The organism is Bradyrhizobium sp. SZCCT0153, assembly GCF_018129995.1.
Classification (GTDB): Bacteria; Pseudomonadota; Alphaproteobacteria; order Rhizobiales; family Xanthobacteraceae; genus Bradyrhizobium; species Bradyrhizobium japonicum_G.
In genome coordinates, this window is the sequence record NZ_JAFCKS010000011.1 from 111984 (window position 1) to 126270 (window position 14287).

The following is a 14287-nucleotide window of genomic DNA, read 5'->3' on the forward strand; positions in this document are numbered from 1 at the left end:
GCTGTCACTGTAGCGGCGTCGCACCGATCTCTCCACGTCATGCCCGCGCTCGCCGCCGGCATCCACGCTTTTCTTCGCCCCCACGAGCCTGTGGTCCGCGCGCCGAAGTGCTATAAGAGTCCATGTCGAAGTTTCCCCCCAAACCCGGTCCCATCAGCGCCAAGCCGCTCGCGGTCCTGCTCGACGACGTCTTTGCCGAGGCCTATGCCAAGCAGGGTTTTGCCGCGCGCGAGCTGGTGACGCGCTGGGCGCAGATCGCAGGACCCGAGATCGCGGCCCATGCCGAGCCCCTGAAGATGCAATGGCCGCGGCCGGTCGAGGGCCAGCCGCAGGAGCCGGCGACGCTGGTGCTGCGGGTCGAAGGCCCGATGGCGCTGGAGATCCAGCACTCCGCCGACGTCATCCTAGAGCGGGTCAACCGCTTCTTCGGCTGGAGCGCGGTCGGCAAGCTGGCGTTCCGTCAGGCTCCGCTGTCGCGCGCCCGGCGACCGGTCCGTCCCGGCCCGCCGGACGCCAAATCGGTGGCGGAGGTGGCGGGGAGCCTGGGCGACATCGAAGATGAACAGCTCAAGTCGGCGCTGGCGCGGCTCGGGGCTGCCATCAAGCGAAATTGAGCCTCATTCCGCCGCTAATCTGGACCCGCCCTCGCCGCTCGCCATTGCCTCAAACGTCGTTTCAAGCTAGCGACAGGCCGCCCGGAGGACCTTGTTGGGATCCCTGGGCGAGACCACGCCAATTCGGGAGCCGACCTTGACCATCACCCGCCGCGCCTTCACCACGATGCTGTCGCTGACCGGGCTTGCCGCGCTCGCCGGGCTCTCGCCGCTGCGGTTCATCTCCAAAGCAATGGCGCAGGCCGCCACCGATGTCGCCAAGCCGGTGTCGCTCCCCGACATGATGCTCGGCTCGAAGGATGCCGCCGTCACCATCACCGAATACGCCTCGATGACCTGCCCGCACTGTGCGGCGTTCAACGAGCAGGTGTTCCCGAAGATCAAGTCGGAATACATCGACACCGGCAAGGTGCGTTACATCTTCCGCGAGTTCCCGCTCGACATCAAAGCCGCCGCCGGCTCGATGCTGTCGCGCTGCATCGCCAAGGACGACGCGCCGAAATACTTCGCGGTCACCGACATGCTGTTCCGCCAGCAGAGCGACTGGGTGATGAAGAACACCACCGAGACCCTGACGCGGATCGGCAAGCAGGCCGGCCTCACCCAGCAGCAGGTCGAGGCCTGCCTGAAGGATCAGGCGCTGCTCGACAAGATCGCCGCCGACCAGAAATATGCCAGCGAGGTCTTGAAGGTGGATTCGACGCCGACGTTCTTCGTCAATGGCGAGAAGATCAAGGGCGAAACCTCGTTCGAGGAATTCGCCAAGAAGATCAATCCGCTGCTCAAGAGCTGATTCGCACGCCACAATCCTGATTCGCGCATCTCAAAGCCGTTTCTTTCCCGGCGTAAATCCCTTGGGAAAAGCGGCTTTCGCCGGTTGCCCTCGCGGCGCACCGCGGCCATTGTCCAGCCGCATGAGGCGCCTCGCGCGACTCACCCAGAGAGTGACACTGCCTTCCATGGTATTGTCCCGGCAGGGGGATTCGCGCCTGCCAACAGAGATGCGTGCTTATGAAAATCACCCGCCTGCGCCTTCACGGCTTCAAGTCCTTCGTTGAGCCGACCGACTTCGTCATCGAGCCCGGCCTGACCGGCGTGGTCGGACCCAACGGCTGCGGCAAGTCGAATCTCGTCGAGGCGCTGCGCTGGGCGATGGGCGAGACCTCGTACAAGTCGTTGCGCGCCGCCGACATGGACGCGGTGATCTTCGCCGGCTCCGGCAATCGTCCGGCGCGCAACCACGCCGAAGTGACGATGACGATCGACAATGCCGATCGCACCGCGCCGGCGGCGATGAACGACAGCCAGCTGCTCGAAATCTCGCGCCGCATCGAGCGCGAGGCCGGTTCGGTTTATCGCATCAACGGCCGCGACGTGCGCGCGCGCGACGTGCAGATCCTGTTCGCGGACGCCGCCACCGGTGCGCGCTCGCCGGCCCTCGTCCACCAGGGCAAGATCGGCGAGATCATCCAGGCCAAGCCCGAGCAGCGCCGCCGCGTGCTGGAAGACGCCGCCGGCGTCGCCGGCCTGCATGCCCGCCGCCACGAGGCCGAGCTGCGGCTCAAGGCGGCCGAAACCAACCTCACCCGCGTCGAGGACGTGATCGGCCAGCTCGCAGGCCAGATGGAAGGCCTGAAGAAGCAGGCCCGCCAGGCCGTGCGTTATCGCGAGGTCGCGGCCAAGGTCCGCAAGGCCGAAGCCACCCTGTTCCATCTGCGCTGGATCGGCGCCCATGCCGACGTCAACGAATCCGGCCAGACTCACGATCTTGCGGTCCGCGAGATGGCCGAGCGCACCCAGCACCAGGCCGAGGCCGCCCGCATCCAGGCCATTCGCGCCGCCGAAATGCCGGCGCTGCGCGATGCCGAAGCACGCGCCGCGGCAGGCCTTCAGCGCCTGACCAATGCCCGCGAGCTGCTCGACCGCGAGGAAGAGCGCGCCAAGGAGCGCGTCGCCGAGCTCGAGCGCCGCCTCGCCCAGTTCGAAGGCGACATCTCGCGCGCCCAGCAGCAGACCATGGACGCCGATGTCGCGCTGCAGCGGCTCGACGCCGAGGACGCTGAGCTGAAGGAAGAAATCAAGTCGCGCGTCGAGAAGCGCTCCGGCGTCGATGAGCGTGTCGCGGAAGCCGAGGCCGTGCTGACCGAAACCGAGCAGCAGTTCGCCGAGCTCACCACCGCGCTCGCCGACCTCACCGCCAAGCGCAATCAACTCGAAGCCAACGTCCGCACCCACCGCGACAAGCTCGCCCGGCTCGACCAGGAAATCGCGAATGTCACTGCGGAAGAGCAGAAGCTTGCCGACGAGACCGGCGGCTTCGGCGATCTCGACGAGCTGACCGCGACGGTCGAGACCGCCGAGCAGACACTCGCGGCTTCGGAAGCCGCGGCGCAGGCGAGCGAAGCGGCCCACGTCGCCGCGCGCCAGACGCTGGAATCCTCGCGTTCGCCGCTGGTCGAGGCCGACAAGCGCGTGCAGCGGCTCGAGACCGAGGCGCGCACGATCTCCAAGATCGTCAACGGCGAGACCAAGAACCTGTGGCCGCCGATCATCGACGGCATCACCGTCGACAAGGGCTTCGAGAAGGCGATCGGTGCCGCGCTCGGCGACGATCTCGATGCGCCGATCGACCCGTCGGCGCCGATGCGCTGGACCAATGTCGGCATCACCGACGGCGATCCGGAGCTGCCCGAAGGCGTCGTTCCGCTCGCGAGCCACGTGCAGGCCCCGGCCGAGCTGACCCGCCGCCTGGCGCAGATCGGCGTGGTGCCGCGCGAGCGCGGCGCCGAGCTGGTCTCGCAGCTCAAGACCGGCCAGCGGCTGGTTTCGCCCGAAGGCGACGTCTGGCGCTGGGACGGCTTCGTCGCCGCGGCTCACGCACCGACCGGCGCGGCGCGGCGCCTTGCCGAGCGCGCCCGCCTCGTCGACATCGAGAACGAGCTGGAGCAGGCCCGCATCGACGCGCAGATCAAGCGCCAGGCGCTGGACAACGCCGAGTCCGAGCTGCAGATGGCGGCGAGCACCGAAGGCGCGAGCCGCGAAGCCTGGCGCGCCGCGCAGCGCGAGCTCAACGTCGCGCGCGAGCGCCATGCCACCGCCGAGCGCGAGATCAGCCGCCGCGCCGCGCGCAAGGCCACGCTGTCGGAGGCGCACAGCCGTCTCGCCGCCGACCGCGCCGAGGCCGAAGCCGCCTACGAATATGCCGAAGCCGGCATCTCCGAGCTGCCGTCGAGCGAGGACACCGAGACCCGTCTCGCCGCCGTCCGCAGCGACATCGAAGGCCACCGGCGCATGGCCGCCCAGGTCCGCGCCGAGGCGCAGGCGCTGGCGCGCGAAGCCGAGCTCGCCGACCGCCGCGTGCAGGCGATCCTCGCCGAACGCACCGAGTGGCAGAACCGCAAGGAGAGCGCGGCCTCGCACATCGACACCATCCAGGCCCGCATTGCCGAACTCACGATCGAACGCAGCGATCTCGAGAACGCCCCCGCCGTGTTCGCCGAGAAGCGCAGTGCGCTGATCACCGAGATCGAATACGCCGAGAACGACCGCCGCATGGCCGCCGACGCGCTCGCCACCGCGGAAACCGCGATGGCGGAGACCGATCGCGTCGCCAAGCTGACGCTCGAGGCGCTCTCCAGCTCCCGCGAGGCCACCGCCCGCGCCGAGGAGCGCATGGAAGGCGCAAGGCGCCGGCTCGAGGACATCGAGCGCGAGATCCGCGACATGCTGGAAGTCGAGCCGCAGGCCGTGGCCGGCCTTGCCGAGATCGAGCCCGGCGCGGAGCTGCCGCCGCTGCACGACATCGAGGAAGACCTCGAAAAAATGCGCCGCGATCGCGAGCGCCTGGGCGCGGTGAACCTGCGCGCCGAAGAGGAGCTGCGCGAGGTCGAGACCCAGCACACCGGTCTCGTCACCGAGCGCGACGACCTCGTCGAAGCCATCAAACGACTGCGCCAGGGCATCCAGAGCCTCAACAAGGAAGCACGCGAGCGGCTCCTGACCTCGTTCGAGGTCGTCAACAACCACTTCAAGCGCCTGTTCGTCGAGCTGTTCGGCGGCGGCGAGGCGGCGCTGCATCTGATCGAGAGCGACGACCCGCTGGAAGCCGGTCTCGAGATCATCGCAAAGCCCCCGGGCAAGAAGCCGCAGACGCTGTCGCTGCTCTCGGGCGGCGAGCAGGCACTGACCGCGATGGCGCTGATCTTCGCGGTGTTCCTCACCAACCCTTCCCCGATCTGCGTGCTGGACGAAGTCGACGCGCCGCTCGACGACCACAATGTCGAGCGCTACTGCAACCTGCTCAACGAGATGACCAGTTCGACCGACACGCGCTTCGTCATCATCACCCACAACCCGATCACGATGGCGCGGATGAACCGCTTGTTCGGCGTCACCATGGCCGAGCGCGGCGTGTCGCAGCTGGTGTCGGTGAGCCTGTCAGAGGCGGTGGACATTCTCGACCAGAACGTAGCGTGATACGGCTGGCCCAGAAATGACGGTGGGCGGACATGATCTCGCCCACACTCCCCTCTGAACTGAAGGCCGCCCTCGACGGCAAGCTCCAGGGTTTTTCGCGCACCGACGCCGCACAGCGATCGCAGAAAATCTCGACCACCTATCGCGCCGGCGGCGGCTCCGGCACGATCAGGTCCGAAGCCGATGCGCTCGCCTACGCGCTTGCGCGGATGCCGGCGACCTACGCGGCCGTGGCCGCGAGCCTGAACGCTTTGACCGAGATCGCGCCGGACCTCGTCCCGGAGACACTGCTCGACGTCGGAGCCGGTCCGGGCACCGCAAGCTGGGCCGCCGCGGAGGCGTTTCCCTCGCTGCAGGACTTCACCCTGCTCGACGCCAACGCGACCCTGAGCCGGCTTGCGCTCGAACTCGCGCGTGACAGCACGCGTCTGGCGGAATGTCGCTATCTGCCGGGCGATGCCGGCGCAAACCTCGCCCAAGCCTCGCAAGCCGATCTCGTCATTGCGAGCTATATCATCGGCGAGCTCAGCGAGGGCGATCAACGCAGCCTCGCCGATGCGATGTGGACGAAGGCGCGCCACGCGCTGGTCGTGATCGAGCCCGGCACGCCGGCCGGCTACGCGCGCATCCTCGCGCTCCGCCAGCAACTGATCGCAGCCGGCGCCTTCGTCGCCGCCCCCTGCCCGCACGAAAAGCCATGCCCGCTCACGGCGCCGGACTGGTGCCATTTCAGCCAGCGCCTGCCACGCTCACAGGCGCACCGCCAGATCAAGGGCGCCGACGTGCCGTTCGAGGACGAACGCTTCATCTACGTCGCCCTGACCCGCACGCCGCCCGAAAGCCGCGCGTCGCGCGTGCTGGCGCCGCCGGATCTCGGCAAGGCCGAGATCACGGCGAAGCTCTGCACCGAGGGCGGCGTCGCCACGACGAAGGTGCCGCGCCGCGACAGGGCCGCTTATGCAAGCGCCCGACGCTGGCGCTGGGGCGATGCCGTCCTGTCCGAAAGTTAACCTCGTCACCCGCTTTTGCCTTGAACTCGGATGGCTCTCCATCCGACCAAATCCTACCTCCCCTCCGCGCCGGGGCTCTCGCCCTGCGCCATTTTGGTCTAGGCTAGGCTCGCCTTCTTCCCCCATCAGGAGTTCTCCATGTCGACCGGCTGGATCGTTCTCGGCGTCATCGTCGTACTCGTGTTCTTGGCCTTCAGCGCCTACAACCGCCTGGTGGCGCTGGGCCAGCGCGTCGGCCAGGCCTTTGCCGACATCGACGTGCAGCTCAAGCAGCGCCACGACCTCATCCCGAACCTGGTCGAGACCGTGAAGGGCTATGCCTCGCATGAGCGCGGCACGCTCGACGACGTCATCAAGGCGCGCAATTCGGCGATGTCGGCGCAGGGCCCGGCGCAGGTGTCGGCGGCCGAGAACCAGCTCTCCGGCGCGCTCGGCCGGCTGATCGCGCTGTCGGAGGCCTATCCCGACCTCAAGGCCAACGCCAATTTCCAGCAGCTCGCCAGCGAGCTTTCCGACCTCGAGAACAAGATCGCGGCAAGCCGCCGCTTCTTCAACAGCGCGGTCCAGGAATACAACACCGGCATCCAGCAGATGCCGGCCGCGTTGTTCGCCGGCATGTTCGGCTTCACCAGGAAGGACTTCTTCGATCTCGGCGCCAGCCGCACTGAGGTCGAGGCGACGCCGCAGGTGAAATTCTGAGTTGAGCCGATAGGCCGGCAGGGCATCGCGTCATGGCCGCGTATGGTCTCTACACGCACATCGCCTCGAACAAGTTTCGTTCGACGCTGCTGCTCGCCGGCCTGTTCGCGCTGGTCTACGTGCTGGTCTACGCGGGTGCGCTGGTCGCCGAAGTCGTCATCAACGGCAACGGGACCGTCGCTTATTATCTGAACCGGGCCTTCTACGACCTGCTTAAGGCCGCGCCGTTCGCGACGATCGCAGCGGCCGTCTGGGTCGTGATCGCCTATTTCTTCCACCAGTCGATGATCGACGCGGTGACCGGCGGCCACGACGTCACCCGGCAGGAAGAGCCGCGGCTCTACAACCTGCTCGAAAATCTCTGCATCTCGCGCGGCATCACCATGCCGAAGCTGAAGATCATGGAGAGCCCGGCGCTGAACGCGTTCGCGACCGGCCTGAACCCGCGGCAGTATTCGGTCACTGTCACCACCGGTCTCCTCGATGCGCTGAACGACAAGGAGATCGAGGCGGTGCTGGGCCACGAGCTGACCCACATCAGGAACGGCGACGTGCAGCTGATGGTCGTCGCCGTCATCATCGCCGGCGTGGTCGGCTTCTTCGGCGAATTGTTCTTCCGCGTGTTCACGAATTTGAGCTGGAGCTCCGGCGGCTCGTGGTCGTCGGGGTCCTCCTCGTCGTCGCGATCGTCCTCTTCGTCGAGCGACAGCAAGAGCTCAGGTGGCGGCGCCGTGATCGTCATCATCATCGCGGTCGTCCTGATCGTGGTGGCCTGGCTGCTGTCGCAGGTGGTGAAGCTCGCACTGTCGCGCTCGCGCGAATACCTCGCCGACGCAGGCTCGGTCGAGCTGACGAAAGATCCTGATGCCATGATCTCGGCGCTGCGCAAGATCGAGAACCGCGGCGAGTTGCCGGGCGCGACCTCGGCGGTCATGGAACTGTGCGTCGACAACCCGCGCGAGGGCTTTGCCGATCTGTTCGCGACCCACCCCTCGGTGCAGTCACGGGTCGATGCGCTGGTCAAGTTTGCCGGCGGCCACGATCCCGGTCCGCTGCCGCCGCCTGCGGACGAGCCGGACGAGCCTGAGGCTCAGGCCAACGAGCAGGACGGTCCGCCGCCGCTGCGCCAAGGGCCTTGGGACGATACAGGCGGCTCAGCCAGTCCACCGCCCGTGCCTGCACCCAGCTCCGCCGGAACCGCGGGCGGTAATCCGGTGGACAATCCCATGGGTCCCTGGGGCCGTCATTGAGCAGGCGATTTCCCGCCACGCGCGACAGTTTCACCGCGGTTGGGAAAAACCTCGGGAATTGCCGCAACCGGGGCCTCCGGAATTGAATTCTCCCTTGTTTCTGCCATGTTCGCGCCCAACAGCAGACTTGGGACATCCTTGGGACATCGATTTGGGGCCCGGCCGATTGCGACCTCGCGATCGGGGGCGCGCGTTAGGGGACAGCAATGGCAAAGCCGGCAGTGGTTGTGGTGGGCGCAGACAAGGGCGGGGTCGGCAAGACCACGGTGTCGCGCACCTTGCTCGATTATTTTTCCGCCAACAACGTGCCGACCCGCGCCTTCGACACGGAGTCGCCGCGCGGAACCCTGAAGCGCTTCCACCCTGACATCACCGAGATCGTCGACATGACGACGACGGCCGATCAGATGAAGATCTTCGATACGCTCAACGCGACGAGCCCGTCGGTCACCGTGATCGACGTCCGCGCCGGCCTGCTCTCGCCGGCGCTCGCCTCGCTGCGTGACATCGGTTTCCTCGACGCCGCCAAGGCCGGCCAGATCACCTTTGCCGTATTCCACATTCTCGGACCCTCGATCGCCTCGCTGGACGAGATCGCCGAGACTGCGGGTTTCATGACCGGCGCAAAATATTTCCTGGTGAAGAACTTCATCAACGACACCCAGTTCTTCCAATGGGACCAGGCGACCTACAATTCCTACTTCCACCGCATCAAGGACGCCACCGAACTGACCATCCCCAAGCTCAACGAAATGGCCTATGAGCAGGTCGAGGTGTCCTCCGTCCCGTTCCTGAAATTCGTCGCCAACAAGGGCATCAACGACGAGGCCGCGAATTATTCGTTCGTGCTGCGCGGTTATGTCCGGCACTGGCTCGCCAACGTCTGGAGCGAGTTCGACCGCATCCACCTGACTGACATCGTCGGATCCAAGCCCAGCTCCCGCAACAGCGAAAAATAGTTGCGCAAGCCGGGCGGATGCGGCTGGATTGGGCGGCAAGTTGGCCTGATATAGCTGTCGATGCCCGCGACACCCGTCTACATCATTTGCTCGCCCCGCCCGCAGGTCGGCAAGACCCTGCTGGCGCGGCTGCTCGCCGAATTCCTGCTGCTCAAGAACGGCAACGTCGCGGCCTTCGACGTCAACCTGAAGGAGCCGTCACTGCTCGACTATCTGCCGAAGATCACGGAAACCGCCGACGTGATCGACACCTACGGCAAGATGCAGCTGATGGACCGCGTCATCGTCGATGACGGCCTTGCCAAGGTGATCGACCTCGGCTTCCACGCCTTCGACGAGTTCTTCAAGATGGCCGGCGAGATCGGCCTGTTGAAGGAGGCCGCGCGCCGCCATGTCGCGCCGATGATCCTGTTCGTTGCCGACACCGACCGCGTCTCGGCCCGCGCCCACGAGATGCTGCGCGACCAGATCCCGCGGATGAACCTGATCACCGTGGACAATGAGTACATCGTGCGCGGCGAGCTGCCGGTCGCGATGGCTACCGGGCGGGTATTCCGCCTGCCAGCGCTGCCCGGCTTCCTGAAGACCTATGTCGACCGGCTCAACTTTTCCTTCACCGGCTATCTGCGCCAGGAGAAGGACGCCTCGACCGAGCTGCACCAGTGGACCCGGCGCAATTACCTTGCTTTCCGCGAGCTCGAGCTCAGCCTGATCCTGCAACGGTCCTGAATATTTACCCGGGCAATATTGACGTCTGGCGTCCCAAGCCGTACTGAGTGCGCATCAGCGTCCCTCAGCAAGGCCCTTCACCGTGAGCATCGACCGGAAAGCTGCGATCGCCGCCTACAAGGAGCGCAAGACCGTTGCGGGCATCTACGTCGTCCGCTGCGCGGCCTCAGGCCAGGCCTGGGTCGGCCAAGCCCCGAACCTCGAGACGATTCAGAACCGCATCTGGTTCGCGCTGCGCCAGGGCAGCCACACCTGCCGCAGCCTCCAGGCCGCGTGGAACGCGCATGGCGTGGCGGGACTGACGTTTGGCGAATGCGAGCGTCTGGAGGACGAGGAGACGGCCTATGTCAGGAACGCGCTGCTGAAGGAGCGCGCGCTGCACTGGCGGGCCGAGCTGAAGGCCGAAGCGATCTGAACCTCTCAGTGCCCTTCGAACGTCATCAGCGTGCGCACCGGCACGTCCATGGAGCGCAGCTTGGCGGCGCCGCCGAGCTCGGGCAGGTCGATGATGAAGCAGGCAGCGACGACATTGGCGCCGATCTGGCGCAGCAGCTTCACCGCGCCTTCCGCAGTGCCGCCGGTGGCAATGAGGTCGTCGACCAGGATGACGCGCTCGCCGGGCGAAATGGCGTCGACATGCATCTCCATCTCGTCGATGCCGTATTCGAGCGAGTAGGCGATGCGCACGGTGGTGTGCGGCAGCTTGCCTTTCTTGCGGATCGGCACGAAGCCGGCCGAGAGCTGGTGCGCCACCGCGCCGCCGATGATGAAGCCGCGCGCCTCCATGCCGGCGACCTTGTCGATCTTGTTGCCGGCCCAGGGATTGACCAGCTCGTCGACCGCGCGGCGGAACGCGCGCGCGTCCGCGAGCAAGGTCGTGATGTCGCGGAACATGATCCCCGGTTTTGGATAATCGGGAATGGTACGGACGCTCGCCTTCAGATCGTGGTCAAAGGTCATTGGTGCCTCTCAATCAACGCGTGCGTCCAGCCGGAACGCATTCTCGACAATCCTCAAGCCCACCTCGCCACTGAGCGACATCAGCGATTCCGGGTGGAATTGCACGCCGGCGACCGGCAGGGTCTTGTGCTCCAGCGCCATGGCGACGCCGTCCTCGGTGCTGGCCGTCACGTTCAGCACGTCGGGCATGCTGTCGCGCTCGACAAAGAGCGAGTGATAGCGGCCGATGACGATCTCGTTCGGCAGATTGCGCATCAGCCGCCCGCCGCGGACCTGCACCCGCGAGGGCCGGCCGTGGGCGGGATGCGTGAGCTGGCCGAGCTCGCCGCCGAAATATTCGCCGATCGCCTGCACGCCGAGGCAGACACCGAACACCGGCAGCTTGTTTTCCAGCGCGGCATCGATCGTCTTCTTGATCCCAAAGTCCTCAGGGCGTCCGGGTCCGGGTGACAGCACCAGCAAATCCCACGTCTTTCGCTTGAGCATGTCGAGCGCATGCACATGGCGGACCACAGTGACGTCGGCACCGACCTGGCGGAAATAATCCGCCAGCATGTGCACAAAACTGTCGTCATGATCGATCAGCAGCACTCGCTTGCCGCTTCCGGTCGCATCGGGTGCAAAGGCCGACAGCGGCTTCGGCGGATCGCCGCGCAGCGCCTGGAACAGGGCCGCCGCCTTGACCTGGCATTCGCGGTCCTCCGCCGCCGGATCGGAATCGAACAGGCAGGTCGCACCGACCCGCACTTCGGCCAGACCGTCCTTCATGCGGATGGTGCGGATGGTGAGGCCGGTGTTGATGCTGCCGTCGAAATTCACCGCGCCGATCGCGCCGGCATACCAGCGCCGCGGCGAACGCTCGTGATCCTCGACGAACTGCATCGCCCAGAGTTTGGGTGCGCCCGTGACGGTGACGGCCCAGGCATGGGTGAGGAACGCATCGAGCGCGTCGAAGCCGGGGCGCAGCATGCCCTCGACATGATCGACTGTGTGGAACAGCTTTGAATAGGTCTCGATCTGCCGCCGCGCCAGCACCTTGATCGTGCCGGGAACGCAGACGCGCGCCTTGTCGTTGCGGTCGACGTCGGTGCACATGTTGAGCTCGAACTCGTCCTTCTCCGAGTTCAGGAGCTGGCGGATCTGCTCGGCATCGCCGATCGCATCGGTGCCGCGCGCGATCGTGCCCGAGATCGGGCAGGTCTCGACGCGGCGTCCGTCGGAGCGCACGAACATTTCGGGCGACGCCGAGACGAGAAACTCGCCGTCGCCGAGATTCATCAGCGCGCCGTAGGGCGAGGGGTTGATGACGCAGAGCCGCTGGAACACTTCGGCCGGCGAGCGGTCGCAGGGCTCGGCGAAGAGCTGGCCCGGCACCGCCTCGAACAGGTCGCCGCGGGCAAAAGCCGCGCGCGCGGTCTCGACGGTGGCCTGATATTCGCCGGGCGCGTGATCGGCAAAGCCTTGACGCGGCGTCTTGAGGTACGGGCTCTCCGCGGTCTCGTGCGGCAGGCCTGCGGTGGATTTGCCCTTCCAGGCGAAATCGTAGGTGAGCACGACGCCGCGGCCGGTGGCGCGGTCATAGGCGAGCAGGCGATCAGGAACGTAGAGCACGATGTCGCGCTGGTCGCTCTCACGCGCGCGCTTCTGCACGAGGTCCTCGATCTGGAACACGAGGTCGTAGGCGAAGGCGCCGAACAGGCCGAGCAGCCCGTCGTCATTGGCGGAGAAGGCGGCGACGAGATCGCGCACCAGCGACATCACGCTGGCGCGCCGCGTGCGCTGGTCCTCTTCGATCGGCGCGTCGCCCCGGATGATATGGCCGCCAAGGCGCGTGGCAGTCTTCTCGGAGATCACCACGCAGGGATCGCGCAACACGTCGGCGAGGAATGCGATCAGCACCTGCCCGCGCTCGTTGAGCGCCTCCAGCGCAAAATTGAAGCCCGTGGTCTCGAGCTTGAGCGGCGGATCGGAAAAGCCGAGATCGAAGCTCTCGTATCGACCCGGCACAGTCGTGCCCGACGACAGCACCACGCCGCGGCGGCGGTCGAGCAGGTTGACGAGGTCGTCGAGCCTGTTGGCACCGCCGGTAAATTGCTCCGCCACGCGCGTGATCGCTAGACCGGCGCGGGTCACGTAATCGCTTTTGGGCGGGAGGGCAAAGACTGTCCTGTTCATGTCGTCCTCTTACGAAACTTGCCGAGGGAACGCCACACAGGACAAACGATCAGGCCGCCGCACTGCGTGGGCGACCTTGGACGATTTTGGGAAAAGAAATCGCACCGGCCACCTCTCAGGAGGTGCGCCACCAAAGACGGGCTGGGCGGACGGCGGTGCTCATAGGGCGGATACTCACCATGGCCCGGGGATGGCGTCAAGGGTGGCCAGACCGCCTCGATCACCAAAATGGCGCTGACCGCGTTGCGGATTATGCCCGGATCTGCAGGCTGTCGCGCCCCACAGCCGCCTCGGCGGCATGTCGTTCGATTTCGGCTCGCGTCACTATGAGCGCGGCCTTGCCGTCAGATCCAATCATGTTGGCGCGGTCGCTCAAGGTTTCAATCAAAACGCAGGTATTCCCTGTGACCGCATACCATGCCGCCCGGTCGTCGCTCACGTTCAATGCCGTGATCATCGCCGCCGGATCCAGACCTGACTTCCGCAACAGCAGATCGATCGCTTCGGCCGCAAAGTTTTGCTCGGCGATTCTCGAGAAATTCCGGATTGTGTCAGCCCCCACAGTTGACAGCCGCGCGCCCACTAGCGGACTGCGCGTGGCAAGTTCATAAAGTCGTCCACCCGCCTCGTCAAAGACGCATAGCCGCGAGCCCTTGTTGGTCTTAACGCCGAAGGCCCTGCATGGCTCTCCCTCCACATCCATGTCGAATCCCGGAAGAATCATGAGATTGAGTTCCGGGTCAGGCATCACGGCCCCACACGCCGCGGCGACGGTCAGCTCCAGGCGGTCGGTCATCTGGTAGCTGATCTGGCGAACACCCAGCCAGATCCGGCGTTGCGACAGATGCGGATTGAGCTGCGCAAGCCGCTCGATTTCGGAGGCGTATTGCTCCTTTGCTACGGCGCGCAATTCGGGCCAGTTCGCGATCCATCGGGCCGCGAGTGGCGTCATCGGCTTAAGTCGCTCGGCCTCATAGAAGCGAGTGTCAAGCGCGTTGAGTTCCGCAGCGCGATTTTCGAAACCGTTTTGTAGCGCAGCCTCGCCGGGGTGTGCCTCCACCCACGCGATCATCTCCTGCAATATCTGGTGTTGCGCGCTCGCTCCCATGGCCTTCAATCCAGCGACCGCATCGCCGGATGTCGTCGGCAGCATCGCGATGCCCGTGTTGCCGATGAACTGACTGTGACCGCCATTGTTGACCTGAGCGAGATAAAAGTCCGCGTGATAGGCTTGTATAGCCACGGCCGGTAGCTCACGTCCCGAGTAAACGCCGACACGTTGAATTTCGTTGACGTAGTCGACCACAGCGCCAGTCAGATATTTGGCCTCCGCGGGGTCCAGAGCCGCTTCCAGCGCCTTGCGAGGCACGACAACCGTCGTCAAGCGTCCCTCTACAATCATCAACCACCCCCAC

General features: G+C 65.9%; 12 protein-coding genes. 9 read left to right on the forward strand and 3 right to left on the reverse strand.

The window, feature by feature from the left end; translation table 11 throughout:
- Positions 1–122 precede the first annotated feature (122 nt).
- From JQ572_RS31910 to JQ572_RS31950, 9 genes are all read left to right on the forward strand, one after another.
- Positions 123–614: a DUF721 domain-containing protein gene (locus JQ572_RS31910; protein WP_211386807.1), complete on the forward strand. Its 492-nt coding sequence runs from the start codon at positions 123–125 to the stop codon at positions 612–614.
- A 136-nt stretch (positions 615–750) separates the two neighbouring features.
- The gene (locus tag JQ572_RS31915; RefSeq protein WP_211386808.1) at positions 751–1407 is read left to right on the forward strand and encodes a DsbA family protein; all 657 of its coding nucleotides are present in this window, start codon (positions 751–753) and stop codon (positions 1405–1407) included.
- Between the two features lie 218 nt (positions 1408–1625).
- Positions 1626–5090, forward strand: a complete 3465-nt coding sequence (locus JQ572_RS31920; protein ID WP_211386809.1) for a chromosome segregation SMC family protein — start codon at positions 1626–1628, stop codon at positions 5088–5090.
- 32 nt (positions 5091–5122) lie between these two features.
- On the forward strand, positions 5123–6100 hold the full coding sequence (locus JQ572_RS31925) for a small ribosomal subunit Rsm22 family protein (RefSeq protein ID WP_211386810.1): 978 nt from the start codon (positions 5123–5125) through the stop codon (positions 6098–6100).
- Positions 6101–6238: 138 nt separating this feature from the next.
- The gene (locus JQ572_RS31930; RefSeq protein ID WP_211386811.1) at positions 6239–6799 is read left to right on the forward strand and encodes a LemA family protein; all 561 of its coding nucleotides are present in this window, start codon (positions 6239–6241) and stop codon (positions 6797–6799) included.
- Positions 6800–6831: 32 nt separating this feature from the next.
- Positions 6832–8049 carry a M48 family metallopeptidase gene (locus tag JQ572_RS31935; RefSeq protein ID WP_211386812.1) on the forward strand — a complete coding sequence of 406 codons (1218 nt, stop codon included), beginning with the start codon at positions 6832–6834 and terminating at the stop codon, positions 8047–8049.
- A 206-nt stretch (positions 8050–8255) separates the two neighbouring features.
- Entirely contained in the window at positions 8256–9008 is a 753-nt protein-coding gene (locus JQ572_RS31940) for a P-loop NTPase family protein (RefSeq protein ID WP_211386813.1), read from the forward strand.
- 60 nt (positions 9009–9068) lie between these two features.
- The gene (locus JQ572_RS31945) at positions 9069–9737 is read left to right on the forward strand and encodes a P-loop NTPase family protein (protein ID WP_211386814.1); all 669 of its coding nucleotides are present in this window, start codon (positions 9069–9071) and stop codon (positions 9735–9737) included.
- An 82-nt stretch (positions 9738–9819) separates the two neighbouring features.
- Complete coding sequence (locus JQ572_RS31950) at positions 9820–10152, forward strand: GIY-YIG nuclease family protein (protein ID WP_211386815.1); 333 nt, start codon at positions 9820–9822, stop codon at positions 10150–10152.
- Between the two features lie 5 nt (positions 10153–10157).
- Here the strand turns inward: JQ572_RS31950 and JQ572_RS31955 are convergent, their stop codons facing one another.
- The 3 genes from JQ572_RS31955 to JQ572_RS31965 form a co-directional block, all read right to left on the reverse strand.
- On the reverse strand, positions 10158–10697 hold the full coding sequence (locus JQ572_RS31955) for an adenine phosphoribosyltransferase (RefSeq protein WP_211386816.1): 540 nt from the start codon (positions 10695–10697) through the stop codon (positions 10158–10160).
- Positions 10698–10706: 9 nt separating this feature from the next.
- Positions 10707–12872, reverse strand: coding sequence for an anthranilate synthase component I (locus tag JQ572_RS31960; protein ID WP_211386817.1), 2166 nt, complete (start codon positions 12870–12872; stop codon positions 10707–10709).
- A gap of 250 nt (positions 12873–13122) precedes the next feature.
- The gene (locus tag JQ572_RS31965; RefSeq protein ID WP_249129594.1) at positions 13123–14256 is read right to left on the reverse strand and encodes a DMP19 family protein; all 1134 of its coding nucleotides are present in this window, start codon (positions 14254–14256) and stop codon (positions 13123–13125) included.
- Positions 14257–14287 lie beyond the last annotated feature (31 nt).